This window comes from Pseudomonas sp. GD03858, from assembly GCF_029840925.1.
Lineage (GTDB): Bacteria > Pseudomonadota > Gammaproteobacteria > Pseudomonadales > Pseudomonadaceae > Aquipseudomonas.
Genome location: NZ_JAOCDM010000008.1, coordinates 12,614 through 39,508, shown reverse-complemented (window position 1 = coordinate 39,508; position 26,895 = coordinate 12,614). Strand labels below are relative to the sequence as shown.

Genomic DNA, 26,895 nt, shown 5'->3' with positions numbered 1-26,895 from the left:
AGCTGACGCTGTGCCATGGACTCAATCAATGAGATGGAAGAAGCACTGGATGGCTTTGAAGTTCCCCCTTTTCACGGCGCGCGCCCGCTGCGGCCTTGCCTGTATCTCGCTGGTCTGCAGCCTGCTTCCAGCTTCACCCGCCTCGTTCGCTGACGAAGAGAGCGGCGGCTATCAGCCTCGACGGGACAACCCGCTCGACTTTGGCGATCAGATAGACCGGGTGGACCTGCGCAGTGGCAACCTGATCTTGCGCAACAAGGATATTTCGATTTCCGGCAATGGCGGGCTCGACCTGGAGGTGTGGCGTCAGTACGACATGCGCTCGGCCTCGTCGGGGCTGGTGGCCACGCACAACAACTCCTGGCGCTGGGCCGCCATGGGACCAGGCTGGAGCATCAGCGTCGCGCCAAGGATATCGGAGCGCATCTATGCGCATGACCATGATTTCCAGAACTACTACGACACCGCGCAGCTGGATGTGATGTGCAACGCCAACAGCCCTACCGGGCGGGATATCCAGCGACCGCTCCTGCAGCTGCCCAACGGCATGGAAGAAGAAATCTTCCCAGGCCCGAACCAGACCGCCTACACCAAGAGCAACTGGAGAATCACCTGCGCCGGAGGCAACCTGCTCGCTCAGGCACCGAACGGCACGACCTACGACTTTGGCACTTACGCTACCCGCAAAGTCGGTGTCTACATGCGTACATCGATGGATGAACGTTACGAGGCGGACCCAATGACCTACGGCAAGGAGTTGCCGCTGGAGATCTATTTCCTGGCCCGCTCCGCGCGTGACACGTCGGGCAATACGCTTACCTATGCCTACCAGCAGTTCGGCCCGGCGATTCCGCCATGGGGCTACCCCAGCGGACCGTCACGCGCCAGCTTCGTGTACCTGGATCCCGGCCCGATCGAGGCCACGGTGGAACGCTCGGCCTTCGTGTTGTCGTCGGTCACGGCCAGCGATGGACGGCAACTGACCTTCAGCTACGATCCGAACACCCGAAAACTGCTTTCGATCCTCGACGGTACCGGCAGGAAGTGGAGCTACGCCTACCAAGGCGCCGACAACTACAACTCCAGGTCCCTTGTCTCCGTCACCCTGCCGACCGGCGAGCAGTGGTCGTACGCCTATGCCCCAGGCGCCTGGCAGGACGAAACCTTCGCGGTCAGGCGTGGCAGCATGGTCAGTGCCCAGCCACGCAAGCTGATCAAGATGACGCTCCCTACCGGTGGTTCGGTCAGCTACACCTACGGCAGCTTCCAGTACATGGGGCAGATCAACCTGCAGCAAGGCGAGCGCATCACCAGCCGTACACTGTCCACCGGCCAGAAGTGGACGTATGCCTTCACCCGTGGCCAGCGCACCTACGACACCACGCAGGTCGATGCCCCGGACGGCAAGTACGTCTACCAGTTCATGGGCCCTGCATTCCTGGACCTGACCGAAAGGGGCATGCCCAGCGCCTACCAGAACAACGCCTGGCAGATCGGCCAGTTGATGTCGGTCACCGACCCCCAGGGCAATCAGGAAAGCTACACCTACGACAAGCGCGAACTGTCGCCCTATGAAGTGTGGGTGGTCGATGTTGGTCGCACCTTCGACGCGAAGTCGTGGGCACCGCTGACGACCAGCCGCACCTATACCCGCGACGGCGCCACCTACAAGACCGTCTATTCGGCCTTCGACGCCTACGGCAACCCCGGCACCCGCACCGAGACCGGCCCCAACGGCGGCAGCCGCACCACCACCCTGACCTGGCACAACGACCCGGCCCGCTGGATCATCGGCCTGCCCAAGGACGAGACCTCCCCGGGCCTGGCCATCACCCGCAGCTATGACGCCAACGGCAAGCTGCTGAACATGACCCGCAACGGCGTGCCCGTCAGCTATACCTACGACGCCCAAGGCAACCTCGCCAGCAAGACCTTGCCCGGCAATCGCGTGCATGGCTACGCCAACTACAAGCGCGGCATCGCCCAGCACGAGACCCAGCCCGAAGGCGTCGTCATCGCCCGCGTCGTCGATGACGCCGGCAACGTCACCGCCTACACCGACGGCGAGCAGCACACCACCCGCTACGCCTATGACGGCCTGAACCGCGTCACCGCCATGACCCCGCCGCTGGGCACCGCGCAGACCACCGCCTACACCGCCACCAGCAAGACCGCCAGCCGTGGCGCCCTGGTGGAAACCACCCAGTACGACCCCTTCGGCCGCGTCGCCAGCACCACCCTCGGCGGCATCACCACCCGCTACGAGTACGACGCCATGGGCCGGCGCAGCTTCGTCTCCGCCCCCAATGCCGCTACCGGCACCCGCTACCAGTACGACCCGCTGGGCCGCCTGACCCGCGTCACCCACGCCGACAACAGCTTCCAGGCCATCGCCTACGGCCCCGGCAGCCGCAGCGTCACCGATGAGCGCGGACAGACCACCACCTACACCTACCGCGCCTATGGCGATCCGAACCAGCCGCAGCTGATGGCCATCGCCGCCCCCGAGCCCAGCGCCAGCGTCACCCTCGCCCGCGACGGCGCCGACCGCCTCACCGCGGTCACCCAGGGCGGCAAGACCCGCACCTACGGCTACAACGCCAACGGCTACCTGACCAGCGTCACCCAGCCGGAAACCGGCACCACCACCTACGGCCGCGACATCGCCGGCAACCTCACCAGCCGCCAGGTCGGCGCCTCCGCCGTGAGCACCTTCGCCTACGATGGCCAGAACCGTCAGGTCACCGCGCTCTACCCCAGCGACGGCCACAGCATCCGCAACACCTACGACCGCACCGGCAAGCTGCTCGCCAGCGTCAGCCCCAGCGGCAACCACAGCATGACCTACGACGCCGCCGGCAACCTGGCCAGCGAAACCGTCGCCCTCGACAGCCAGGTATTCACCGCCCGCTACGCCTACAACGGCAACGACCAGCTGAGCAGCATCACCTACCCGCACTCCGCCCGCGTGGTCAGCTACAGCCCCGATGTGCTCGGCCGCCCCACCACCGTCTCCGGCTACGTCAACAACGTCAGCTACTGGCCCTCCGGCATGGTCCGCCAGATCACCTACGCCAACGGCACCCAGAGCAGCTACGAGCAGAACGCCCGCCTCTGGCCCGCCAGCTTCAGCACCGCCAAGACCGGCGTGGCGACCTACCTGAACAGCGCCTACGGCTACGACGGCAACGGCAACCTGCTGAGCGTCAGCGACAGCGTCGACGGCGCCTTCAACCGCACCCTGGGCTACGACGCCATCAACCGCCTGACCAGCGTCGCCGGCTTCTGGGGCGCCGGCAGCATCGCCTACGACGGCGGCGGCAACCTGCTGCGCCAGACCCTCGGCGGCGCCACCCTCGACTATGCCTACGACGCCCAGAACCGCCTGGCCGCGGTCAGCGGCCTGCGCGCCGCGAGCCTGGGCTACGACGCCTACGGCAACGTCGCCAGCAGCGCCGGCAACAGCTACCGCTACAACGACGTGCCGAACCTGGTGTGCATCAACTGCGCCACGCCCGCAAGCAAGGTCGAGTACCAGTACGACGGCCTCAACCAGCGCAGCAGCGTGACCCGCGCCGGGCGCAAGGTCTACGAGATGCACGACCGTGACGGCAGGCAGCTGATCGAACTCGATGGCGGCACGCTCACCGAATACTTCTACCTGGGCGACAAGCGCATCGCCCAGCGTGTAACCCCATGAACGGACGCCCAGGAACACACAGGATGAATACCTTGAAACACTTCGCCAGGCGGCTATGCGCCGCCCTCCTTTGCCTGGCCATGGTCAACAGCGCCATGGCCGACGTGGTCACCTATTTCCACAACGACATCTCCGGCAGCCCGCAGGCGGCCACCGACGCCGCCGGCAACCTGCTGTGGAAGGAGAACTACAAGCCCTACGGCGAGAAGCTGAATCGCGCGCCCGCCAGCGCCGACAACAAGATCGGTTTTCATGGCAAGGCGTTCGACGACGGCACCGGGCTGTCGTACATGGGCGCGCGCTACTACGACCCGGTGCTGGGGCGGTTCATGGGTGTCGACCCGGTCGATTACCAGGAAGACAACCTGCACAGCTTCAACCGCTATGCCTATGCCAACAACAATCCGTACAAGTACGTCGACCCGACGGGTGAATATGCCTTCCTGATTCCAATGGCTGTGTATGCGCTGACCGCATTGTCGACGGCCCTGACGATCAGCTCGGCGATGAACGGCTTTAGCCAGCAGTCCCAGGGCGATGTCAGCATTGGACCGTTGGCATTTCCCGGCCAGGATATCAGCAGCCCGAACAACTGGAACATCGGCGCAGTTCATGCCGAACAGGATGACACGCTGTCCAAAGACAGAATCGAGCATGGAGAGAAACGCGCTGAACAGGCCAAGACTGACTCACATCGCCAAGTAGGCGACAAGAATCGGGTCGTCGAGACGGGCAAACGTTATCTCGATAACGACAGCGGTCACAATGTTCACGTAAGTGGTGACAGGGTCGTAATTACCGATCAGCATGGCAATACTGTTTCGCAGTTCAAAAATACGAGAAAAAACACCAACAGCCGAGTACAGAGCGGACGTTGGATTCCGCAGGATTGAGGAAGAGAAATGTTCAAGTCCCATCAGATTTGGAAACGCATCGACGATCAGACCGCCGTCATTTACTACTGCTTTGAAGATCTAGGCAACGGTCGGTACTGCGTACAGAACGCCGAATTCGTTCGTCTTCCGATCGATGACAGCGGGATGGCGGCAAAGCGCAGGACAATGGAACTTTTCATCGAGGAGTGCCCATCGGAACGTAGCGACTGGGCGGATACACTTGCAGCGGCGGTCACACTCCACGACGCCGAGTTTGGCAATTAAAAACAAGCCATGGTTCCATTCTCACAACCCTCACCACTGTCAGCTCAGGGCATACGAATATCTGACTGTTAACCGAGGCTGAGGAAAACGAGTTGATTGCAAAAAAGGACTTGCCTATTTTTCTGACTCGGAACGCCAGCATTTCCAGAAAGGCACTCTTGTAACTCTGAATGCTTTGGCTGCCGCCACGCTCGAGGAAGCCAAAGCAGGGTGCAACGAGGTATCAAGCATGAAAGTCAACAGTATCAAGACAGGCTCTGGGCTGACCTTAAGCACTGAAGGACTCGCAAAGCGGTTTGGCTTCGACATCAGCGCGACCATCGACAACCCTGGGCTGGAGGAAGCCGCCATCGACTTTATCGAGTGGGTGGTTCGCTATGTCGAAGCTGGCTTCAAGATCGCGTCAGAAGAGACCTTGGGTTATGGATGCTGGATCACGAAAATGCATCTCAGCGACAGGCGAGAGCTGGTTTTCTTCGAGCAGGAACCTAAAACCGGAGCCTACGTCCCAGGTATCAGTACCACGCTACAGCTATGGTCCGAGCAACAAGCACTGTGTGCCAGGGCAGGCGCGGATTATGTCGCACCTACCTTCGACCAGATGATCGTCATTTCCGATGGTGTCATCGAGGGCGACGCTGCCGAGGGCGTGCGCTATCCATCCCCGGAGCACATGTCTGGCTGGTGGATCACGACAGACCGCTTCAACGACGATATCAAGACCTTGAAGACGGTTCATACGCAACATGTGGCGATCAACCGACCAGACCTTGTGAAATACCTGGGGCTGCCATTTGGCTACCGGTTCCACGGTCCCACCGACGAGGTATGGGTGGACGAAAAAATAACAGTTTGCGTTTGACGCACAGACAGTCCGAACACATTGTCCGGGCATAGCTGGACGACCACATCAGCCGTGTCGACGATTCAGACACCAACGCAAGCCTTGTGGCCGCCTTGGCTCCGCGCCACTCGACGGGAACATCAGTAGCCGCCAGAAGCCTGGAAACCGATGCCCAGCGCTGTCAGCAACGACAACGGTAGCAACAGCGTATCGAGCAACGCGCTCCCAGGAAGGTCCAGCCCCGGATAGGCCGGAGCCCTGGCCCCGAAGCGGTCCTCAGGGCAGCACCCACCGTTGATCACGTAAAGATCCAGGCGCGTTCCGGCATACACCACCGGCGCTCCCGGCTTGTTGGCATCGAGCGTACGTACCGTGGCGCAGCCCCCGATCTGAGCCAGCATCAGCAGCCCCGCCAGGGTGCGCTTCAATCATCGACTCCGTAGTGATGCTCGCCCCAGCGCGGCAACATGTCCTGGGGGATATGCAGCAGGTTGAGGATGCGCGCCACGACGAAGTCGACCAGGTCGTCGATGGTCTGCGGCTGGTGATAGAAGCCCGGCGCCGCTGGCAGGATCACCGCGCCCATCTGCGACAGCTTGAGCATGTTTTCCAGGTGGATGGTGGAGAACGGCGCCTCGCGCGGCACCAGGATCAGCTGCCGGCGCTCTTTGAGGGTCACGTCGGCGGCGCGCTCGATCAGGTTGTTGCAGGCACCCGTGGCAATGGCCGACAGCGTGCCGGTGGAACACGGCACCACCACCATCGCCGCTGGCGCACCGGAGCCCGAGGCCACCGGAGACATCCAGTCCTCCTTGCCGTACACGCGAATCTGCCCGTCGGCCGCGCCGGTGTACTCGGTGAGGAACGCCTGCATGGCCTGGGGCTTGGCCGGCAGCACCACGTCGGTCTCGGTGGCCATCACCAGTTGCGCGGCCTTGGAGATGAGGAAATGCACCTCGCGATCCTCGCGCACCAGGCAGTCGAGCAGGCGCAGGCCGTACTGCGCCCCGGAGGCGCCGGTCATGGCCAGGGTGATGCGTTCCGGGCCGCTCACTTCAGGGCCTCGGCCAGCTTGCCGTGCAGGCCGCCGAAGCCGCCATTGCTCATGATCACCACATGGGTGCCCGGACGCGCCTGGCCCTTGATCCGTTCGATGATGGCCTCAAGGCTGTCGGCCACCACGCTCGGCACCTTGCACTGCGCGGCGGTGCCCGCCAGGTCCCAGCCAAGGTTCGGTGGCGCGTACCAGATCACCTGGTCGGCATCGTTGACGCTCTCCGGCAGGCCGTCACGGTGAGCGCCAAGCTTCATCGAGTTGGAGCGCGGCTCGATCACCGCGATCACCGGCGCCTCGCCAACGCGCTTGCGCAGGCCATCGAGGGTGGTGGCGATGGCGGTCGGGTGGTGAGCGAAGTCGTCATAGATGGTCACGCCCTGCACTTCGGCGACCTTTTCCATGCGCCGCTTGACGCTCTTGAACGCGCTCAGGCCCTCGATGCCCATGGCCGGTGCCACGCCGACATGGCGAGCGGCGGCCAGGGTGGCCAAGGCATTGGCGACGTTGTGCTGACCGGTGAGCGCCCAGTCGACGACACCCTGCGCCTCACCTTCGAACAGCACCTCGAAGCGCGAGCCGTCGGCGCTGAGCAGGCGTGCCTGCCATTGCCCGCCTTCGCCGGTGGTCTGCACCGGGGTCCAGCAGCCCATGCCGATGACGCGCTCCAGCGCCTGCTCGGTGGTCGGATGGATCACCAGGCCTTCGCTGGGAATGGTGCGCACCAGGTGATGGAACTGCCGCTCGATGGACGCCAGGTCCGGGAAGATATCCGCGTGGTCGAACTCGAGGTTGTTGAGGATCGCCGTGCGCGGGTGGTAATGGACGAACTTCGAGCGTTTGTCGAAGAAGGCGCTGTCGTATTCGTCGGCCTCGACCACGAAGAACGGCGTATCGCCCAGGCGCGCCGACACCGAGAAGTTCTGCGGCACGCCACCGATCAGGAAGCCCGGGCTCATGCCGGCATGCTCCAGGACCCAGGCCAGCATGCTGCTGGTGGTGGTCTTGCCGTGGGTACCCGCTACCGCCAGCACCCAGCGCCCCCGCAGCACATGGTCGGCCAGCCACTGCGGGCCGGAGACATAGGGCAGGCCCTTGTTGAGCACGTACTCCACCGCCGGGTTGCCCCGCGACATGGCGTTGCCGATCACCACCAGGTCGGGTGCCGGCTCCAGCTGGGCTGGATCGTAGCCTTGGGTCAGCTCAATGCCCTGGGCTTCGAGCTGGGTGCTCATGGGCGGATAGACGTTGGCGTCGGAGCCAGTGACGCGGTGGCCCAGCTCCTTGGCCAGCACCGCCAGCGACCCCATGAAAGTGCCGCAAATACCGAGAATGTGAATGTGCATGATCGACCTCGCAAAACGTCGAGGCAGGGTAGCCCAGGGCGAGGGAAATCGCACCCGCTGTTTCGCTCAACCGGCCCTGGCGATGCCGTGTTTGCGCAGTTTTCGATACAAGGTATTGCGGCTGATGCCCAAGTGCTCGGCGACGCGGGTCATGTGCCAGTGGTTTGCCTCCAGTACGGCGAGCAGCGCATCGCGCTCGGCATGTAGGAGCGGCCTTGTGCCGCGAAAGGGCTGCGCAGCAGCCCCGGCGATTTCAGCGACATGGTCAGGATCCTGGGGCCGCTCTGCGGCCCTTTCGCGACACAAGGCCGCTCCTACAGAGGGCGCGCCATGGCGGACAATTGCCGGGAGATCGGAAAACTCGATATGCGCGCCTTCGCACAACGCCACCAACGTGCGCAGCACATTCCTCATCTGCCGCACGTTACCCGGCCAGGTGAAGTCCAGCAGCGCCTGGCGGGCGGCCGGATCGAGAGCGATGGCCTGGCCCTCTGCCTCCTGCGCCAGCAGAAAGTCCAGCAACTGCGCCTTGTCACTGCGCTCGCGCAGCGCCGGCAGGGCTACTTCCAGGCCATTGAGGCGGTAATAGAGGTCTTCGCGGAAACCACCCTGCTCCACCCGTTCCAGCAGGTCTCGGTGGGTGGCGCTGACGATGCGCACATCCACCGCCTGGGGCTCGCCACCGATGGGCACCACCTGACGCTCTTCGAGTACCCGCAGCAGGCGTGTTTGCAGCGCCAGCGGCATGTCGCCGATCTCATCCAGCAACAAGGTGCCGCCATCGGCCTGCAACAGCTTGCCGCGCATGCCTTCCTTGCGCGCGCCGGTGAAGCTGCCGCCGCGATAGCCGAACAGCTCGCTCTCGATCAGGCTCTCGGGAATCGACGCGCAGTTGATCGCCACGAATGGCTTGTGTCGGCGCGAGCTGGCCTGGTGCATCGCCTGGGCGAAGGCCTCCTTGCCGCAGCCGGTCTCGCCGCGCAGCAGCAGGGGCACGTCGCGCTCGAACACTCGCACGGCGCGGCGAAAGTCCTCGCGCAAGGCCGGATCGAGCAGACAGATACCGGGCTCGCTGGCCTGGGGCAAGGCCACCGGCACCGACCACACCGGTGCTCGCGCCTGACCGCGCAGGCTGGCGAATACCTGACGGCCATCGCGGGTGTGCAGTGGCCAGGCGGTGGTGCCCTGGGGCGTGGCGCGGCTGAACAATTCGTCATGGCTGCAGGCGAAGAACCTGTCCAATGGCTTGCCGAGCACGCCACCGCGGATGCTGCCCAACAGGTTCAGGGCGCTCTGGTTGGCGGCGCAGATCCGCCCATCGCCATCGACGGCCAGCAGGCCTTCGCTGAACAGGCCGACCGACTCGGCCTGCAGGTGGAAGCGCAGCAACCATTGCTGCTCGAAATGACGCAGGAAGTAGCAGCTTTCGATCATCTTCGCCGACAGGTTGACCAGGGCCATGGTGTGGAACTGGCTCTGGCGTGACAGGTCCGGCCGCGCCGAGGACACGTCGAGCACCGCCAGCAGCTCGCCATGGGGATCGAACACCGGGCTGGCCGAGCAGGTCAGCCCAGTGTGGCGACCCCGGAAGTGCTCGTCCTGGTGAATGGTCAGGGCCTGACGCTCGACCAGGCAGGTGCCGATACCGTTGGTGCCCTCGCGGGCTTCGCTCCAGTCGGCGCCCAGCCACAGCCCGGCGCGCTCGAAGATACGCCGCTCGCTGGGCGCGGTGACGCAATTGAGGATCACCCCGCGGGCATCGGTCAGCAGCACCGCGTGCCCGCTGCCGGACAACTGCTGGTGCAGGCTGTTCATCTCGCTGTCGGCGATCTGCAACACCTGGCGCAGGCGCTCGCGGCTCTCCAGCAGGCGGCCGTGCTCGAGCACGACGGGGGCCTGGGCCCGCGCAGGGTCGAGGTGGTAGTCCTCCAGGCAACGCAGCCAGGAACGGGCGATGGACGGGTCGCTGCCCGGCCCGCTGGCCTGGCCCTGGGCGACCGTGAGCACCTGCTGGGCATGGCGGCTGAACGGATTGCTCTGCATTTGTTGTTGTGCTCCGCAGATAGAGTCCCGCCAGCATCCTCCAGGCGCCGGCGCTTTGCAACGGGGCACTGACCCTGCGGTCACGCCCTGTCTCGAAAACGGTACAAAGTGTCACCCAGACCGTGCCAGCACTGGCACAAGGCAGCGCCGACCTGTCGACAGGGTTGATCCAAGTCATTGATATACAAGGACCTCCAGGCACTGGCCCGACCTTTGCTCTACGCTTGGAAACTCCGCAACAATCACAACGACCAGGAGACACACCATGCGTTACGCACATCCCGGTACCGAGGGCGCGAAGGTTTCCTTCAAGAGCCGCTACGGCAACTACATCGGTGGTGAGTTCGTTCCTCCGGTAAAGGGTGAGTACTTCACCAACACCTCGCCGGTGAACGGCCAGCCGATCGCCGAGTTCCCCCGCTCCACCGCCGAGGACATCGACAAGGCGCTCGACGCCGCCCACGCCGCCGCCGACGCCTGGGGCCGCACCTCGGTGCAGGACCGCTCCAACGTGCTGCTGCGCATCGCCGATCGCATCGAGCAGAATCTCGAACTGCTGGCCATCACCGAGACCTGGGACAACGGCAAGCCAATCCGCGAAACCCTCAACGCCGACATCCCGCTGGCGGTCGATCACTTCCGCTACTTCGCCGGCTGCATCCGCGCCCAGGAAGGCGGCGCCGCCGAGATCAACGAAACCACCGTGGCCTACCATATCCACGAGCCGCTGGGCGTGGTCGGCCAGATCATCCCGTGGAACTTCCCGCTGCTGATGGCCGCCTGGAAACTGGCCCCGGCCCTGGCCGCCGGCAACTGCGTGGTGCTCAAGCCCGCCGAGCAGACCCCGCTGGGCATCACCGTGCTGCTGGAGCTGATCGGCGACCTGTTGCCCAAGGGCGTGCTCAACGTGGTGCAAGGCTTTGGTCGCGAGGCCGGCGAAGCCCTGGCCACCAGCAAGCGCATCGCCAAGATCGCCTTCACCGGCTCCACGCCGGTGGGCTCGCACATCATGAAGTGCGCCGCCGAGAACATCATCCCGTCCACCGTCGAGCTGGGCGGCAAGTCGCCCAACGTCTACTTCGAGGACATCATGCAGGCCGAGCCTGCCTTCATCGACAAGGCCGCCGAAGGCATGGTGCTGGCGTTCTTCAACCAGGGCGAAGTGTGCACCTGCCCGTCGCGCGCCCTGGTACAGGAGTCGATCTACCCGCAGTTCATGGAAGTGGTGATGAAGAAGGTCCTGCAGATCAAGCGCGGCGACCCGCTGGACACCGAGACCATGGTCGGCGCCCAGGCCTCCGAGCAGCAGTTCGAGAAGATCCAGTCGTACCTGAAGATTGCCCAGGAAGAAGGCGCCGAACTGCTGACCGGCGGCAAGGTGGAGCAGCTCGAAGGCGCGCTGGCCAGCGGTTACTACATCCAGCCGACCCTGCTCAAGGGCAACAACAAGATGCGCGTGTTCCAGGAAGAGATCTTCGGCCCGGTGGTCAGCGTCACCACCTTCAAGGACGAAGCCGAGGCCCTGGCGATTGCCAACGACACCGAGTTCGGCCTTGGCGCTGGCGTGTGGACCCGCGACATCAACCGCGCCTATCGCATGGGCCGTGGCATCAAGGCCGGCCGCGTGTGGACCAACTGCTACCACCTGTATCCGGCGCATGCCGCGTTCGGTGGCTACAAGAAGTCCGGCGTCGGCCGTGAAACCCACAAGATGATGCTCGACCACTACCAGCAGACCAAGAACCTGCTGGTGAGCTACGACATCAATCCGCTGGGCTTCTTCTAACGACAGCAGCTTCAAGCTTCAAGCTTCAAGCGACAAGAAAGAGCAGGCCTGACGGCTGCCTTCCTTGAAGCTTGCGGCTTGGGGCTTGCAGCTGCCCCCTGGCCCGCTTCCTGCAAAACGAATCACCAGTGGCCGGCAGTCCCTCCGGCAACCTAAGAAAAACAACAGGTGAACCCTATGCCAAGCGATCATTCCGGCAGCACGCCGGCGAGTTCCTCCGTCGACTTCGAAAAGGTCGGCTCGGACTATTTCCAGCAACGTGAACTGAAAAAAGGCGCCGCCGGCTGGGTCCTGCTGGTGGGCCTGGGCGTGGCCTACGTGATTTCCGGCGACTACGCCGGTTGGAACTTCGGCCTGGCCCAGGGCGGCTGGGGCGGCATGTTCCTCGCCACCTTGCTGATGGCCACCATGTACCTGTGCATGTGCTTCTCCCTGGCCGAGCTGTCGTCGATGATCCCCACGGCCGGCGGCGGCTATGGCTTCGCCCGCAGCGCCTTCGGCCCCTGGGGCGGCTTCCTCACCGGCACGGCGATCCTCATCGAATACGCCATCGCCCCCGCGGCCATCGCCGTGTTCATCGGCGCCTACTGCCAGTCGCTGTTCGGCATCGGCGGCTGGATGATCTACCTGGCCTTCTACATCGTGTTCATCGGCATCCACATCTTCGGGGTGGGCGAGGCGCTGAAACTGATGTTCATCATCACCGCCGTCGCGGCCGTCGCCCTGGCGGTGTTCCTGATCGGCATGGTGCCCCATTTCGATGCAGCCAACCTGTTCGACATCGCCAAGACCGACGCCGTGGGTGCCAGCAGCTTCCTGCCGTTCGGCTATGTCGGCGTGTGGGCGGCGATCCCTTACGCGATCTGGTTCTTCCTGGCGGTCGAGGGCGTGCCGCTGGCCGCCGAGGAGACCAAGAACCCGAAACGCGACCTGCCTCGCGGCCTGATCGGCGCGATGCTGGTGCTGCTGGCCTTCGCCCTGCTGATCCTGGTGGTCGGCCCTGGCGGCGCCGGTTCCGAAGCCCTCAAGGCCTCGGGCAACCCGCTGGTCGAGGCGCTGTCGAAAGCCTACGGCGGCTCCACCTGGATGGGCAGCTTCGTCAACCTGGTGGGCCTGGCCGGCCTGATCGCCAGCTTCTTCTCGATCATCTACGCCTATTCGCGGCAGATCTTCGCGCTGTCCCGCGCCGGCTACCTGCCGCGCAAGCTCTCGCAAACCAACAAGAGCAAGGCGCCGGTGCTGGCCTTGGTGATCCCCGGGATCATCGGCTTCGCCCTGTCGCTGACAGGCCAGGGCGACCTGCTGATCCTGGTGGCGGTGTTCGGCGCCACGCTGTCCTACGTGCTGATGATGGCCGCGCACATCACCCTGCGCATCCGTCGCCCGAAAATGGAGCGCCCGTACCGCACCCCCGGTGGCATCTTCACCTCGGGCGTCGCCCTGGTGCTGGCCTGCATCGCCGTGGTCGCCGGTTTCCTGGTCGATCCACGGGTGGTGATTGGCGCTGCGGTGATCTATGCAGTATTAATTGCCTACTTTGCTTTCTACAGCCGTCACCATCTGGTGGCCGGTACCCCGGAAGAGGAATTCGCCGCGATCCAGAAGGCCGAAGAGGCCCTGCACTGAGATCGCCGACCCACGCCGCAGGCCAGCCCTGCGGCGCCCTGGAGAGTCTGTATGGCAAGTTTCACCCACACGGTAGGCAACCAGGTCTACCGCTTCGACAGCCTGAAAGAAGTCATGGCCAAGGCCAGCCCGGCCCGCTCGGGCGATTACCTGGCCGGCGTCGCCGCCAGCAACGACGGCGAACGCGTCGCGGCGCAGATGGCGCTGGCCGATATCCCGCTCACGCATTTTCTCAGCGAAGCGCTGATTCCCTACGAACAGGATGAAGTCACCCGGCTGATCATCGACAGCCACGACCGACAAGCCTTCGCCCCGGTCAGCCACCTGACCGTCGGCGGCCTGCGCGACTGGCTGCTCGGCGAGCAGGCCGACGAGCACAGCCTGCGCGCCCTGGCGCCAGGGCTGACACCGGAGATGGCGGCGGCGGTGTCGAAGATCATGCGCGTCCAGGACCTGGTGCTGGTGGCGCAGAAGATCCGTGTGGTCACCGCGTTCCGCGGCACCATGGGCCTGCGCGGGCGACTGTCGACCCGCCTGCAGCCCAACCACCCGACCGACGAGCCAGCCGGCATCGCCGCCAGCATTCTCGACGGCCTGCTGTACGGCAACGGCGACGCCATGATCGGCATCAACCCCGCCACCGACAGCATCGCCTCGATCTGCGCGCTGCTGGAAATGCTCGACGCGATCATCCAGCGTTACGACATCCCCACCCAGGCCTGCGTGCTGACCCACGTCACCACCTCGATCGAGGCGATCAACCGCGGCGTGCCGCTGGACCTGGTGTTCCAGTCGATCGCCGGCACCGAGGCGGCCAACGCCGGTTTCGGCATCAACCTCAACGTCCTGCGCGAAGGCTACGAGGCAGGCCTGTCGCTCAAGCGCGGCACGGTCGGGCAGAACCTGATGTATTTCGAGACCGGCCAGGGCAGCGCGCTGTCGGCCAACGCCCACCACGGTGTCGACCAGCAGACCTGCGAAACCCGCGCCTACGCCGTGGCCCGCCACTTCAAGCCGTTCCTGGTCAACACCGTGGTCGGCTTCATCGGCCCGGAATACCTGTACAACGGCAAGCAGATCATTCGCGCCGGGCTCGAAGACCATTTCTGCGGCAAGCTGCTCGGCGTGCCCATGGGCTGCGACATCTGCTACACCAACCACGCCGAAGCCGACCAGGACGACATGGACACCCTGCTGACCCTGCTGGGCGTGGCCGGGATCAACTTCATCATGGGCATCCCCGGCTCCGACGACATCATGCTCAACTACCAGACCACCTCGTTCCACGACGCGCTCTACGCGCGCCAGACCCTGGGCCTCAAGCCCGGGCCGGAATTCGAGGCCTGGCTCGGGCGCACCGGCATCTTCACCCAGGCCGACGGCCGCATCCGCTTTGGCGACAACCTGCCGCCAGCCTTCCGCCACGCCCTGGCGCACCTGGGGCAGAGGTAACCATGGAACGACACACGCCCACCCCGGAAAACCCCTGGCTGGCGCTGCGCAACCTGACTCCGGCGCGCATCGCCCTGGGCCGCAGCGGCATAAGCCTGCCGACCGGCGCCCAGCTGGATTTCCAGTTCGCCCATGCCCAGGCCCGCGATGCCGTGCACCTGCCGTTCGACCATGCCGGCCTGCGCCAGCAGCTCAGCGACCGTGGCCGCGACAGCCTGCTGCTGCACAGCGCCGCCAGCGACCGCCACCAGTACCTGCAACGCCCCGACCTGGGCCGGCGCCTGCACGAGGACTCGGCGCAGCGCCTGCGCGAGCATGCCCAGGCCAACCCCGGCGGGGTCGACCTGGCGATCGTCGTGGCCGACGGCCTCTCGGCGCTGGCCGTGCATCGCCATACCCTGCCGTTGCTCGCTCGCTTCGAGGAGCAGGCCGCCGCCGACGGCTGGACCTGCGCCCCGGTGATCCTGGTCGAGCAAGGACGGGTCGCGGTCGCCGACGAAGTAGGCGAACTGCTTGGCGCGCGCATGACCGTGATGCTGATCGGCGAGCGCCCGGGGCTGAGCTCGCCTGACAGCCTGGGCCTGTACTTCACCTATGCGCCCAAGGTCGGCCTGACCGATGCCTACCGCAACTGCATCTCCAACGTGCGCCTGGAAGGCCTGAGCTACGGCATGGCCGCCCATCGCCTGCTGTACCTGATGCGCGAAGCCTGCAGACGACAGCTATCGGGGGTGAATTTAAAGGACGAAGCAGAGGTCCATAGCATCGACAGCGATGACTCTTCGTCAAAAACCGGCAATTTCCTGCTCGGAGAGGGATAAGAAACTGTCATGGAAGGCGGATTGCGCTTCTAGCCTGCATTAGGCAGCATGCACCGAACGCTGCTGGCAATCCGCGTATCCCCAAATGGACTCAGAGGCCCGCCCATGCGCATCATCAAGGCAACCCTGGAACACCTCGACCTGCTTACCCCGCTGTTCGTCAAATACCGCGAGTTCTACGGGCAACTGCCTTATCCGGACAGCTCACGGTCGTTCCTCGAAAAACGCCTCAAGCGCGGCGAGTCGATCATCTACCTGGCCCTGCCGGACGATGGCGACGACCGCCTGCTGGGCTTCTGCCAGCTCTACCCGAGCTTCTCGTCGCTGTCGCTCAAGCGCGTGTGGATCCTCAACGACATCTACGTGGCCGAGGACTCACGGCGCATGCTGGTGGCCGACCACCTGATGCGCGAAGCCAAGAAGATGGCCAGGGAAACCAACGCCGTGCGCATGCGCGTGTCCACCAGCAGCGACAACGAGGTGGCGCGCAAGACCTACGAATCCATGGGCTTTCGCAAGGACACCGAGTTCGAGAACTACATCCTGCCGATCAGCCAGGATTGATGCCAGGCGCCCTGGCGCTCTCTTTGGGACAGACCCCCGATCCGGTACTTCGTGGGAGCGGGCTTGCCCCGCGAACACCGGCACGGCCGGTGCCAGGCACCGCGGCGCTTGTTTCGCGGGCAAGCTCGCTCCCACAGGAACCGCGCTGCAGCAGAGGTTCCCTCAGAAAGCCCAATTGCCCAGTCGTAACGCTCGGCTACAAACTCTCCCGGCGCATTCCGGACTTCGCCGTATAATGCCCCTCCTGTCATGTGTGAAAAGTTACCTGCTCAACCGGTAGAGCTTTCCAATCCCATGGCGCTGTCCGTCATCGCGCGCCCGTGGAAGCGGGTCAAGAACACAGGTGCTGTACATGGATTTCAACCCGCTGGACCTCATCCTGCATCTCGATGCCTACCTCGATCTGCTGGTCACCAACTACGGCCCCTGGATCTACGCCATCCTCTTCACCGTGATCTTCTGCGAGACCGGCCTGGTGGTGATGCCGTTCCTGCCCGGCGACTCACTGCTGTTCATTGCCGGCGCCGTGGCCGCGGGCGGCGGCATGGACCCGGTGCTGCTGGCCGGCCTGCTGATGGCGGCGGCGATCCTGGGCGACAGCACCAACTACGTGATCGGGCGCACGACGGGTGAGCGATTGTTCCGCAACCCCAACTCGAAGATCTTCCGCCAGGACTACCTGCAGCGTACCCACGACTTCTACGCACGCCACGGCGGCAAGACCGTCACCCTGGCGCGCTTTCTGCCGATCCTTCGCACCTTCGCGCCGTTCGTCGCCGGTATCGCCCACATGCACTACCCACGCTTCCTGGGCTTCAGCGTGGCCGGCTCGCTGCTGTGGGTCGGCGGCCTGGTGACCCTGGGCTACTTCTTCGGCAACGTACCGTTCATCAAGCAGCACCTGTCGCTGATGGTGGTGGCGATCATCGTCCTGTCGCTGGTGCCGATGATCCTCGGCCTGCTGCGTGGCCGCTTCGGCCGCACGGCCAAAGCCCACTGACAGCCACATGTGGTCGTTCAGCGCCTGGCGACGGCGGCGCACCCTGGCCCGCTACCCGATCGACGCGCAGCTCTGGCAGGCGATCCGCGAGCGACTGCCGCTGCTCGACGGCATCAGCGACGAGGAAGACCGCTGGCTGCGCGAAGCCTGCGTGCTGTTCCTGCACGACAAACACCTGACCACCCTGTCGGGGGTCGAGCTGGACGATGAGCAGCGCCTGTTCCTCGCCGCCCAGGCGCAACTGCCGTTGCTGCACCTGGGCGACCTCGACTGGTACCAGGGCTTTCACGAGATCATTCTCTACCCCGACGACTTCAAGAGCCCCCAGCGCCACCGTGACGCCAGTGGCGTGGAGCATGTGTGGGACGCCGAGCACAGCGGCGAGGCCTGGCAGCAGGGTCCGGTGATCATGGCCTGGCCCGGGGTGCTGGCCAGCGGCGGCTGGGAGGCCTACAACCTGGTGATCCACGAGCTGGCGCACAAGCTCGACATGCTCAACGGCGATGCCAACGGCCTGCCGCCCCTGCACAACGGCATGCGCGTGCAGGACTGGGCCCAGGCCATGCAGCAGGCCTACGACGACATGAACCGCCAGCTCGATGCCAACCCGGACGCCGAAACGGCCATCGACCCCTATGCCGCGGAAAACCCGGCCGAGTTCTTCGCCGTCACCAGTGAGTACTTCTTCAGCGCGCCCGATCTGCTGCACCAGGCCTATGCGCAGGTCTACCAACAGCTGTCGCTGTTCTACCGACAGGACCCGCTGAAGCGTCTGACGCGCCTGCAGGCCGAACACCCGGACTACCGCGAAAGCCACGTCTGAAACGCCCGCACATCAGGCCGGACGTGGCACCCGCTGTGGGAATGTGCCTATAATCGCCGCCACTTTTTTGATCAAACACGGGGGCATTGCCCAATGAGCTACAGCAAGATTCCAGCCGGCAAAGACCTGCCGAACGACATCTACGTCGCCATCGAGATCCCGGCCAACCACGCGCCGATCAAGTACGAGATCGACAAGGACAGCGACACCCTGTTCGTCGACCGCTTCATGGCCACCCCGATGTTCTACCCGGCCAACTACGGCTTCATCCCCAACACCCTGGCCGACGACGGTGATCCGCTGGATGTGCTGGTCGTGACCCCGTACCCGGTCGCCCCTGGCTCGGTGATCCGCGCCCGTCCGGTTGGCGTGCTGAACATGACCGACGACGGCGGCGGCGACGCCAAGGTCATCGCCGTTCCTCACGACAAGCTGAGCCAGCTGTACGTGGACGTGAAGGAATACACCGACCTGCCGGCGCTGCTGATCCAGCAGATCGAGCACTTCTTCGCGAACTACAAGGATCTGGAGAAGGGCAAGTGGGTCAAGATCGAAGGCTGGGAAGGCGCCGACGCCGCCCGCGCCGCGATCACCAAGTCGGTCGCTGCCTACAAAGGCTGAGCCCGATAGTGAAAAGCCCTGCTTCGGCAGGGCTTTTTTGTGGGCGCGTGCTAAAGCCTCTTCCGAAGTATGGCCTCAAGCCATGTGACACGAAGCAGAAGCAAGGGAATCCTCCTACCCAGTCCTAAGCTCCCTCCTTACAACCCACCATTTTTCCTACAGATCGTCTCTACATCAGGTTGATTTCCACACCATTCGCGGGTGTATAGACTCGGCGCCATGAACACATCCGGCGACCGCCTCAAAGCCCTCCTGCAAGAGTGCAACCTGACCCCTTCGGACTTTGCCGCCCAGCGCAACGTCACCCCTCAGCACGTCAACAACTGGTTCAAGCGCGGCGTGCCATTGGCTCGGCTCGACGAGATCGCCGACCTGTTCTGCGTGAACCGGCGCTGGCTGCGCAATGGTGAAGGCCTCAAGCACCCGGCTCCGCTGAGCGCCGTACCGCCCGTCCCGCCCCACGACATCGCCCTGCCCCCGTTACTGGCGCTGGGTGGCGAGACCGTCGACCTGCCCCTCTACCAGACACATCAGGGCGCGCTGGAGCCGGTGCCCGGGCGCCACCAGTCAATCCCTCGCCAGGTGCTCGACACCCTGAGCGTCCAGGCGGAGAAAGCCATCTGCTTGCATATGCCGACGAACAACATGGCGCCGCTGGTTCCCCAGGGCACGCTCCTGGCCATCGACCGCTCCTTCACCCGAGTCGTCGAAGGCGAGTGCTATGCGCTGCTGCACAACGGCCGCTTGCGGGTCCATCACCTCACCCTGGGCCACAACGGTACCCTGTGCCTGCACAGCCACGACCGGCTCAACCACCCCATCGAGCGCTACACCGCCTACCAGCGCCGGGTCCAGGGCCTGGAGATCCTCGGTTGGGTGTTCTGGTGGGCTTGCCTGCGCCCGGCACGGCCTGATTGACACACCGGGCGGCACTTTTTGCTGGGCATCGCCAGCGCGCCCTAGTATGCTACGCCGCACATCACGCCCCCTGATGGTGCAAGCCGCATTCCAGAGGGCCTGGCGACGCCTCACACAGCCGTCCGCCATCTTTTTCAGGCCATGTTGCCAACCGTTTAAGGCGGTTGCGGCTTATCAAAAATGAGCCAAGACCGTCCCCGAGAAGCCGGCCACAAGCCGGCTTTTTAATGCCTGGCGCAAACAGGCGCCCCGCGTGTTGCCCACCTCTCCCGAGCATACGGATGCGCCGATGCGTTCTGCCCGCGAAGCAGGCAACGCGTACCTGCCCGCCACTCAGAACCGCGTCACCATCCCCACCCGCCAGGTCCGCCCCGGCGCCGGCATGAAGCTCTGCGCCAGCGGATCGAGGTAATAGCGGTCCGTGAGGTTCTGCACCGACACATTCAATTCGGTGTGCTCCAGCAGCTTGTACTTGAGGAACAGATCGAACAACGCCACCGAGCGATAGTCGATCTGCGGCGTGGTCGCGCCGGTCTGCCACGGCTTGTCCATCTGCGCGGTAGGCCCGGAGGTGTAGGTCATGCGCCCACCCACGGTCAGTGCCTCGTCGAAGAAGCGCAGCCCGGTGAGCAGGTTCGCCGAGAAGCGCGGCGGGTTCTGGGTATTGGTGTACGAACCCATGTAGCTGCCCGGCGTGCAGTCCGGGGTGTCCTGGGTGCGCTGATACTGGTTGGCGCTGGCGCGCAGCTTGGCTGCGAAGGTCGCGTCGCAGGTTTCGGTCTGCAGGTAGTAGGTGGCCGACAGGTCGGCGAACACCCGCCCGGCATCGTAATGCGACTGCAACTCCAGGCCACGGGTGCTGTAGCTGTCGGTGTTGCTGAAGGTCATCCGCCCCCACAGCCCAGGGCTCGGATCGTAGTAGCGAGTGATGTAGTGCTTGATGTCGTTGTCGAAGTACGCAAGCTTCGCCGACAGCGAGTCGCCATCGGTGAGGAAATTGCTGCGCAAGGCGCTGACACCCACTTCCCAGCTACGCGAACGCTCGGGCTTGAGGTGCTTGCCCGGGGTGACCTGCTGGGTACCCTGGCTGGTCTCGAGCAGCGAAGGCAGGCGCAGGCCCTGGGTGTAGGAGGCATACACGAAGGTGTCGGGCAGGAACTCGACATTGATGCCGAAGGCCGGCGAGAAGCCACCACCGCTGCTTTTGCTCTGTGGGGTGTAGTCATAACCGGTGACCACGTTGGTGATGCTTTCCGGATGCACCACCACGTTGGTCGCGCCGGATTCGTTGAACGGCACGCCATTGAACGGTTCGTTGCTGTTTTCGAAGACGATGCCGTTGTTCAGCCGCGGGTCGGTGGCATCGGTGTACTGGCCGTTCTGGTCGGGGAACCAGGTCATGCTGCCCCAATGCCCCGGGCTGCTGGCGGTGATCCAGCGCATCTTGCGGTCCTCGCGGCGGGCCTCGGCCAGCACGGTGTTGTCCTTGGTCCGATAATGGGCGTAACGGCCACCGCCCCAAAGCGTCACCTGCTCGACGGGCTTGTACTCCAGATTGCCGTTGAAGCTGAACTCCTGCCGCGTGGCGTCACGCAGCATGCGGTTGGCATTGATGTCGTGCTGGGTGACCAGCATCCCCTTCTGCGGCTGCAGGTCTTCGACCTGGAAGCCGGCGCCCAGGTCCAGCTTGAAGTCGCCATGGGCGGTGGCAAAGCGCAAGACGTTGCTCAGGTCGCCACCGATACGCCGGTCATCCTGGCGCGCCCAGCTGCGATCAGTGCGGAACAACTGGGACTTGGGGGCCATCCAGGCGGCGCTCAGGCCGGCGGTCTTCGCATGGGTCATCCACAGGCTGCCCGTGAGGTCCACCAGTGGATTGCCTTCGGGCAGGTAGTGATAGCGCGCATTGTAGGTGTCGATATCGACCTCCGACGCCGGGTACTGGTAGATACCCGCCGTGCCGAAGCGGAAGATGTCCGACGGCATGATCTCACCCATGCGCCCTTCGAAACGGCGATAGCCCAGATCCAGGGTGTGATCGTCAGCCAGCCGCCAGGTGCTCTTGAACAGGTACGAGTCGGTCTTCGACGACGAGTTGAGCACTTCTTCGCCAGCGTTGTAGGTGCTGGCCACGCTGGATTGCTCACGTCCCCAGCGGTCGTAGAGGCGATAGCGGTCCTGGCCTTTCTTGCCGGAGAAATAGTTACCCTGGCTGCGGTGCGCATAGGCCGCCACCAGGTCGACACGCTCGTTGCTGTAGGCAAAGGCCGCACTGCCGGACTGGGCCTCGGAGCCGAACAGGCTGGCGCGGTTGTCCCGTGGCACCGCGCTCAGGTCCTCGTCCCTGGAGTGGCTGTTGCGATGTTCCGGATCGACGCCGTTGTTCCACAGGTTGCCGGTCAGCCGAACGCCAACGCTGTTGCCATCGACCAGGATGTCGTTGACACCGAGCGTGGTCATGTCGACCGTGCCGCCAATCGCGCCGTTACGGATGCTGGGGCCCTTGCTGACGGTCACCTCGCTGAGCAAGTCCGGGTCGACGTAGCTGCGCTGCTGGGTACCGCCGTAGCCGCGGTACACATCCAGCGCCTGCTCCGAACCGTCGACCCGCACCGCGACCCGGCTCTGCCCCTGGATACCGCGAATGTTGACGTCCAGCGCGCCGCCGTTGCGGCTGTCACCGACCTGCACACCCGCCACGCCCTTGAGCATGTCGCCCACCGACACCGTGCCGAAACGGTCAAGGTCGTCCCGCGACAGATGTACCGTCGAACGCGGCGCCCGGTAGGTCTCTCGCTGCGCATCGAGCAACTGGGTCGAGTCGACCACTGTCGGTGTCAGCTCGGTCGCCGCGCCCGTCACCTTGCCCTCCGGGATGAGCACATAGGCGCCACGCGAGCCCGCCAGCAGCTGCAGGCCGGTGTTGGCCAGCAAGCGCCGCGCGCCTTCGCGCACGCTGTAGCGCCCCTTGAGCGCCGGGGCCGCGCGCCCACGGGTCAGCTCGGCGTCATAGGACAGCAACATCCCCGACTGGCTGGCGAACACCCCCAGCGAGGTCCCCAGCGCGCCCTGGGCGATGTCATAGTCACGCAGCGTGGCATCGTCCATCTGCGTGGTTTCACGCGGGGTGCTGTCGTTGGCCTGGGCCAGGGGCAGGCCGCCGGCCATCAGGCAGCCGAGCACCGCGCAACGCACGGCGAAGCTGATCGGGGACAGGCGTTGCAAGGGCCGTGAAACAGGGGAAAGCCGAGGGGCTGCGGGCATGCTTTTCTCGCTCGTAAGGTCTGCGCCCGGCACTGGATGCGGGCTCCTGCCCTCTCTGTCGCACGAGTGTGAAAAAGGTATATGCAGGCGATTCGCATTTTCACTTGCCCTTGTGATCCAGGCAAATCTAGTGATAATTGTTTGCATTTGCAGCCCTTGACCTCGTCGAGCCATGACCGCCTTGAAGCCCCCCTATCTGCGCAGCCCACCCTGCGCCGTCACCACGCTGTACCTCGAGAACCATGCCTGGCTGCGCGGCTGGCTGGCGTATCGTCTCAGCTCATGGGGGCGCGGCGTGGCCGACGACCTGGCCCAGGACATCTTCGTGCGCGTGCTCGCCAGCCGCGGCACACTGCCGCCCGAAAACATCCGCCAGCCGCGGGCCTATCTGACCCGCATCGCCAACTGCGTGCTGGTCAGCTGGCGTCGCCGGCACTCGCTGGAACAGGCCTGGCTCCAGGCCCTGGCGCTGGTGCCCGAGGCAGAACAGCCGTCTCCCGAGCAGCAGAGCGTCATCCTCGAGACCCTGCACGAGATCGATGCCATGCTCGACACCCTGCGCCCACGGGTCAGGCAGGCATTCCTGATGGCGACCCTGGACGGCATGAAGCAGAAAGACATCGCCCAGGCCTTGAACATCGCCCTGCCCACGGTGAAGAAATACATCCACGAGGGCTACGTGGCCTGCCTGAGCCAGATGCCCGATGAATGACCAGCCCATTGCCCAGCCTGTACTGGCCAAGGCCGCCTCGTGGCTGCTGCTGATGCAGGAGGGCCCGCTGAGCCCGGCGCAACAGGTCGAACTGGAACACTGGCGGCGCAGCGATCCGCAGCATGAGCGCGCCTGGCATCGCGCCCAACGCCTGCTGTCGCGGCTTGGCACCCTGCCGCCGACGCTGGCCACGCAGACCCTGGCCCGCCCAGCGCACAGCAGCCGCCGCGCGGTGTTGCGCTCCCTGCTCCTGTTGGGCGGCGTGGCGCCCCTGGGCTGGTGGATCTGGCGGCGCGGCATGGCCGGCAGCGATTACCTCACTGCCGTGGGCGAACGTCGCGAAGTGCTGCTGGCCGATGGCAGCCAGCTGTTACTCAACAGCAATACCGCGTTGAGCGTGCGCTTCAGCGCCGAGCAACGCCTGCTGCGCCTGGATCGAGGCGAGATCTACATCGTCACCGCACCCGACCCGCGCCCGCTGCGGGTGCAGACCGAACAAGGTGTGATGGTGGCGCTGGGCACGGCGTTCAGCGTGCGGCAGTTGCCGCACGAGACTCAGCTCGCGGTCTACGAAGGCGCCGTGCGCATCCAACCCGAGCGGGCCGACAGCCCAACGGTCATCCATGCCGGGCAACAGGTACTCTTCACCCGCGACCGGCTCGGTCCCATCGAAGCCGCGCGTGCGACCCGGCTGGCCTGGCGCAACGGCTTGCTGGTGGCCGACGACATGCCGCTGCTGCAGTGGACCCAAGAGATGATGCGTTACGGCGAGCAAGCCCTGATCTGCGATCCGTCCGTGGGCGATCTGCGTATTTCCGGCACCTTCCCCCTGGACGACCTGCCCCTGGCCTTGGCGATGCTGAGCCAAAGCCACCACCTGCGGACCCGCAGCGAGAGCGCCGGGATATTCATCAGCCGCTGAGCCAGGCTGATGGCCAACCACGGTGCCGCGCTGCCACGCGGTCCCTGTGGGAGCGGGTTTACCCGCGAAACAGGCGCCACCTGACGAATGCCAGCATCCGGCCATTGCCCAGGTGCCGGGCTCAATGGGATGATTCGTATTTGCAATGAATTCTCATCAAGGCCATCCCGTGTCCCCCAAGCTCCTGCTCGCCGAAGACGACCCCCGCCTGCGCATGGGCCTGGAACAGCATTTCCAGCAGCGCGGCTTCACCGTGCAGGCCTGCGAGCATGGCACCCAGGCCCTGACCGCCTTGCAGCAGGGGCGCTTCGATCTGGTCCTGCTGGACATCATGCTGCCCGGCATCGACGGCCTCAGCCTGCTCGACGAGCTGCGCCGGCACCAGGCGGTGCCGGTGATGCTGATGTCAGCGCTGGGCGCCGAACAGGACCGCATCAGCGGCTTCACCCGTGGCGCCGACGACTACCTGCCCAAACCGTTCAGCCTGGCCGAACTGGATGCCCGGGTCGATGCCCTGCTGCGTCGCGTGGCGCTCGACCGCCGCCCAGCGGCGCCCGTGGCGCATGCCAGCCTGCACTTCGACCCCGTCAACCATGACGTTGCCCACCAGGGCCGCAGCGCCGGCCTGACCGGCTCGGAGTACCGCCTGTTGGCAACCTTGCGCGAGCACCCCGGCGAGGCCTTGAGCAAGCCGTTCCTCTACCAGAGCGTGCTGCACCGCCCCTATACCCGTCTCGATCGCGGCCTGGACGTGCATGTCTGCAACCTGCGCCGCAAGCTCGCTGGCATCGGCGCGGGCCATCTGGAAATCCAGGCGGTACGCGGCCAGGGCTACGTCCTGGTGGAAACGGAGCCCCACTGATGCGCCGTCACCCGCTGCTGTGGAAGCTGGCCCTGCTGCAGGTCGGCTTCTGCCTGCTGCTGACCTGGCTGATCTGGACCTGGGGCCTGTCGGTCGAACGCAGCACCTACTTTCTCGCCCCCGCCGAGCGCGCCTTCCTGGCAGGCTTCGCCGAACAGGCCGAGCAGGCCTGGCACCGCGACGGCGCAACCGGCGTGGAGCGACTGCGCGACCAGCTGCAGCGCCAGCAAGACACCTGGGTGGCCATCGTCGGTCCACGCCTGGAAAGCCTCGGCACCACGCCGCTGAGCGCCGAGGAAGCCAGCCGGCTGACCTTCATGCGCAAGCTCGACTGGCCGATGAGCCGTCGCCTGCAGGACGAGCTGCCATACGTGAGCATCGAATTCCCCGATCATCCGCAAGAGGGCCGTCTGGTCATCCAGCTCCCCGAGCACCTGCTGCCCACCGGCCTGACGCCCTGGACCCACGTGGTCACCCATGGCGTGGCTCCGGCGCTGCTCGCCCTGCTGCTGGGGCTGGCGCTGTACCGCCACCTGGTGGCCCCGCTCAACCGCCTGCGCGACCGTGCCGACGCCCTGCGCGCAGACGACCTGGACAGCCCCGGCCTGCCACTGCAGGAGCGCCGCGACGAGCTGGGCGAACTGGCCCAGGCCTTCGAGCACATGGCCGCGCGCCTGCGCAAAAGCCTCGACCAACAACGCCTGCTGCTGCGCACCCTGTCCCATGAGCTGCGCACGCCGCTGGCGCGCCTGCGCATCGCCCACGACAGCGGCCTGCCCGCCGAGCAACTGCGCCAGCGCCTGGACCGCGAGGTGGACGACATGCAGAAACTGCTCGAAGACACCCTCGACCTCGCCTGGCTGGACACCGAGCAACCGCAGCGGGTGACCGAACCGGTGCTGGTGCTGTCGGTCTGGGAAGCCCTGGCCCAGGACAGCTGCTTCGAAAGCGGCTGGACCAGCGAACGGCTGCCATGCGCGCTCGGCCTCGACTGCCAGGTACAGGCGCATCTGGACAGCCTGGCCCAGGCCCTGGAAAACCTGCTGCGCAACGCCGTCCGCCACTCACCGCCTGGCGGCCGGGTCAGCCTGGACGGCTGGCGTGAAGGCCCGCACTGGCACCTGTGCCTACGCGACCAAGGGCCAGGGGTACCGGAGGACGAGCTCGAACGGATCTTCCAGCCCTATCGCCGCCTGCCGGGCAGCGGCGCCGGCTTCGGCCTGGGGCTGGCCATTGCCCGGCGCGCCATCGAACTACAGGGTGGCCGGCTGTGGGCCAGCAACGGCTATCCCGGCCTGTGCCTGCACCTGCTGCTGCCGGCCAGCGAAAGTGTTTAGAAAGTTAATGCGCTTTACTCTCAAATAAGAGTTATTACCA

Annotated in this window: 22 protein-coding genes; 17 read left to right on the top strand and 5 right to left on the bottom strand. The window is 65.0% G+C overall.

Translation table 11 applies throughout. The features are described 5' to 3' along the window. Positions 1-49 precede the first annotated feature (49 nt). The 4 genes from N5D48_RS04000 to N5D48_RS03985 all read left to right on the top strand — a co-directional run bounded on the left by N5D48_RS04000 (position 50) and on the right by N5D48_RS03985 (position 5,722). The gene (locus N5D48_RS04000; RefSeq protein WP_279881281.1) at positions 50-3,700 is read left to right on the top strand and encodes a hypothetical protein; all 3,651 of its coding nucleotides are present in this window, start codon (positions 50-52) and stop codon (positions 3,698-3,700) included. A gap of 23 nt (positions 3,701-3,723) precedes the next feature. After that, the gene (locus tag N5D48_RS03995) at positions 3,724-4,593 is read left to right on the top strand and encodes an RHS repeat-associated core domain-containing protein (protein ID WP_279881279.1); all 870 of its coding nucleotides are present in this window, start codon (positions 3,724-3,726) and stop codon (positions 4,591-4,593) included. A 9-nt stretch (positions 4,594-4,602) separates the two neighbouring features. Then, positions 4,603-4,860: a hypothetical protein gene (locus N5D48_RS03990; protein ID WP_279881277.1), complete on the top strand. Its 258-nt coding sequence runs from the start codon at positions 4,603-4,605 to the stop codon at positions 4,858-4,860. A gap of 229 nt (positions 4,861-5,089) precedes the next feature. Then, a complete protein-coding gene (locus N5D48_RS03985; protein WP_279881276.1) occupies positions 5,090-5,722 on the top strand; it encodes a hypothetical protein in 633 nt (210 codons plus the stop codon). A gap of 122 nt (positions 5,723-5,844) precedes the next feature. Here N5D48_RS03985 and N5D48_RS03980 read toward each other — a convergent pair whose 3' ends face one another. The 4 genes from N5D48_RS03980 to N5D48_RS03965 form a co-directional block, all read right to left on the bottom strand. Further along, positions 5,845-6,132, bottom strand: a complete 288-nt coding sequence (locus tag N5D48_RS03980; protein WP_279881274.1) for a YceK/YidQ family lipoprotein — start codon at positions 6,130-6,132, stop codon at positions 5,845-5,847. Further along, the gene (ubiX, locus tag N5D48_RS03975) at positions 6,129-6,758 is read right to left on the bottom strand and encodes a flavin prenyltransferase UbiX (protein WP_279881272.1); all 630 of its coding nucleotides are present in this window, start codon (positions 6,756-6,758) and stop codon (positions 6,129-6,131) included. The genes N5D48_RS03980 and ubiX overlap by 4 nt, the downstream gene beginning before the upstream one ends. Further along, positions 6,755-8,104 (bottom strand): UDP-N-acetylmuramate:L-alanyl-gamma-D-glutamyl-meso-diaminopimelate ligase, encoded by a 1,350-nt coding sequence (gene mpl, locus N5D48_RS03970; protein WP_279881270.1) that lies wholly within the window; start codon positions 8,102-8,104, stop codon positions 6,755-6,757. The genes ubiX and mpl overlap by 4 nt, the downstream gene beginning before the upstream one ends. 66 nt (positions 8,105-8,170) lie before the next feature. Further along, positions 8,171-10,147 carry a sigma-54-dependent Fis family transcriptional regulator gene (locus N5D48_RS03965; RefSeq protein ID WP_279881268.1) on the bottom strand — a complete coding sequence of 659 codons (1,977 nt, stop codon included), beginning with the start codon at positions 10,145-10,147 and terminating at the stop codon, positions 8,171-8,173. Positions 10,148-10,412: 265 nt separating this feature from the next. Here N5D48_RS03965 and N5D48_RS03960 point away from each other — a divergent pair, with 265 nt between their 5' ends. The 9 genes from N5D48_RS03960 to N5D48_RS03920 all read left to right on the top strand — a co-directional run bounded on the left by N5D48_RS03960 (position 10,413) and on the right by N5D48_RS03920 (position 19,758). Continuing rightward, positions 10,413-11,933: an aldehyde dehydrogenase gene (locus N5D48_RS03960; RefSeq protein ID WP_279881266.1), complete on the top strand. Its 1,521-nt coding sequence runs from the start codon at positions 10,413-10,415 to the stop codon at positions 11,931-11,933. 177 nt (positions 11,934-12,110) lie between these two features. Next, on the top strand, positions 12,111-13,559 hold the full coding sequence (gene eat, locus N5D48_RS03955; protein WP_279881264.1) for an ethanolamine permease: 1,449 nt from the start codon (positions 12,111-12,113) through the stop codon (positions 13,557-13,559). 51 nt (positions 13,560-13,610) lie between these two features. Further along, complete coding sequence (locus N5D48_RS03950; protein ID WP_279881262.1) at positions 13,611-15,011, top strand: ethanolamine ammonia-lyase subunit EutB; 1,401 nt, start codon at positions 13,611-13,613, stop codon at positions 15,009-15,011. A gap of 2 nt (positions 15,012-15,013) precedes the next feature. Continuing rightward, positions 15,014-15,832, top strand: a complete 819-nt coding sequence (eutC, locus tag N5D48_RS03945; RefSeq protein ID WP_279881260.1) for an ethanolamine ammonia-lyase subunit EutC — start codon at positions 15,014-15,016, stop codon at positions 15,830-15,832. Between the two features lie 105 nt (positions 15,833-15,937). Then, on the top strand, positions 15,938-16,396 hold the full coding sequence (locus N5D48_RS03940) for a GNAT family N-acetyltransferase (protein WP_279881258.1): 459 nt from the start codon (positions 15,938-15,940) through the stop codon (positions 16,394-16,396). A gap of 352 nt (positions 16,397-16,748) precedes the next feature. Beyond that, the gene (locus N5D48_RS03935; RefSeq protein ID WP_279881255.1) at positions 16,749-17,396 is read left to right on the top strand and encodes a DedA family protein; all 648 of its coding nucleotides are present in this window, start codon (positions 16,749-16,751) and stop codon (positions 17,394-17,396) included. Positions 17,397-17,403: 7 nt separating this feature from the next. Continuing rightward, positions 17,404-18,219 (top strand): zinc-dependent peptidase, encoded by an 816-nt coding sequence (locus N5D48_RS03930; RefSeq protein ID WP_279881253.1) that lies wholly within the window; start codon positions 17,404-17,406, stop codon positions 18,217-18,219. Between the two features lie 93 nt (positions 18,220-18,312). Then, positions 18,313-18,840: an inorganic diphosphatase gene (gene ppa / locus N5D48_RS03925; RefSeq protein ID WP_003255365.1), complete on the top strand. Its 528-nt coding sequence runs from the start codon at positions 18,313-18,315 to the stop codon at positions 18,838-18,840. A 219-nt stretch (positions 18,841-19,059) separates the two neighbouring features. Continuing rightward, a complete protein-coding gene (locus tag N5D48_RS03920) occupies positions 19,060-19,758 on the top strand; it encodes a S24 family peptidase (protein WP_279881252.1) in 699 nt (232 codons plus the stop codon). 333 nt (positions 19,759-20,091) lie between these two features. On the opposite strand, the gene N5D48_RS03915 is transcribed toward N5D48_RS03920, so the two are convergent. Continuing rightward, the gene (locus tag N5D48_RS03915; protein WP_279881250.1) at positions 20,092-23,022 is read right to left on the bottom strand and encodes a TonB-dependent receptor; all 2,931 of its coding nucleotides are present in this window, start codon (positions 23,020-23,022) and stop codon (positions 20,092-20,094) included. Positions 23,023-23,194: 172 nt separating this feature from the next. On the opposite strand from N5D48_RS03915, the gene N5D48_RS03910 reads away from it, so the two are divergent. From N5D48_RS03910 to N5D48_RS03895, 4 genes are all read left to right on the top strand, one after another. After that, a complete protein-coding gene (locus tag N5D48_RS03910; RefSeq protein ID WP_279881248.1) occupies positions 23,195-23,734 on the top strand; it encodes a sigma-70 family RNA polymerase sigma factor in 540 nt (179 codons plus the stop codon). Next, on the top strand, positions 23,727-24,656 hold the full coding sequence (locus N5D48_RS03905; RefSeq protein WP_279881246.1) for a FecR family protein: 930 nt from the start codon (positions 23,727-23,729) through the stop codon (positions 24,654-24,656). The genes N5D48_RS03910 and N5D48_RS03905 overlap by 8 nt, the downstream gene beginning before the upstream one ends. A 169-nt stretch (positions 24,657-24,825) precedes the next feature. Next, positions 24,826-25,518: a response regulator transcription factor gene (locus N5D48_RS03900; protein ID WP_279881244.1), complete on the top strand. Its 693-nt coding sequence runs from the start codon at positions 24,826-24,828 to the stop codon at positions 25,516-25,518. Next, the gene (locus tag N5D48_RS03895) at positions 25,518-26,855 is read left to right on the top strand and encodes a sensor histidine kinase (protein WP_279881242.1); all 1,338 of its coding nucleotides are present in this window, start codon (positions 25,518-25,520) and stop codon (positions 26,853-26,855) included. The genes N5D48_RS03900 and N5D48_RS03895 overlap by 1 nt, the downstream gene beginning before the upstream one ends. Positions 26,856-26,895 lie beyond the last annotated feature (40 nt).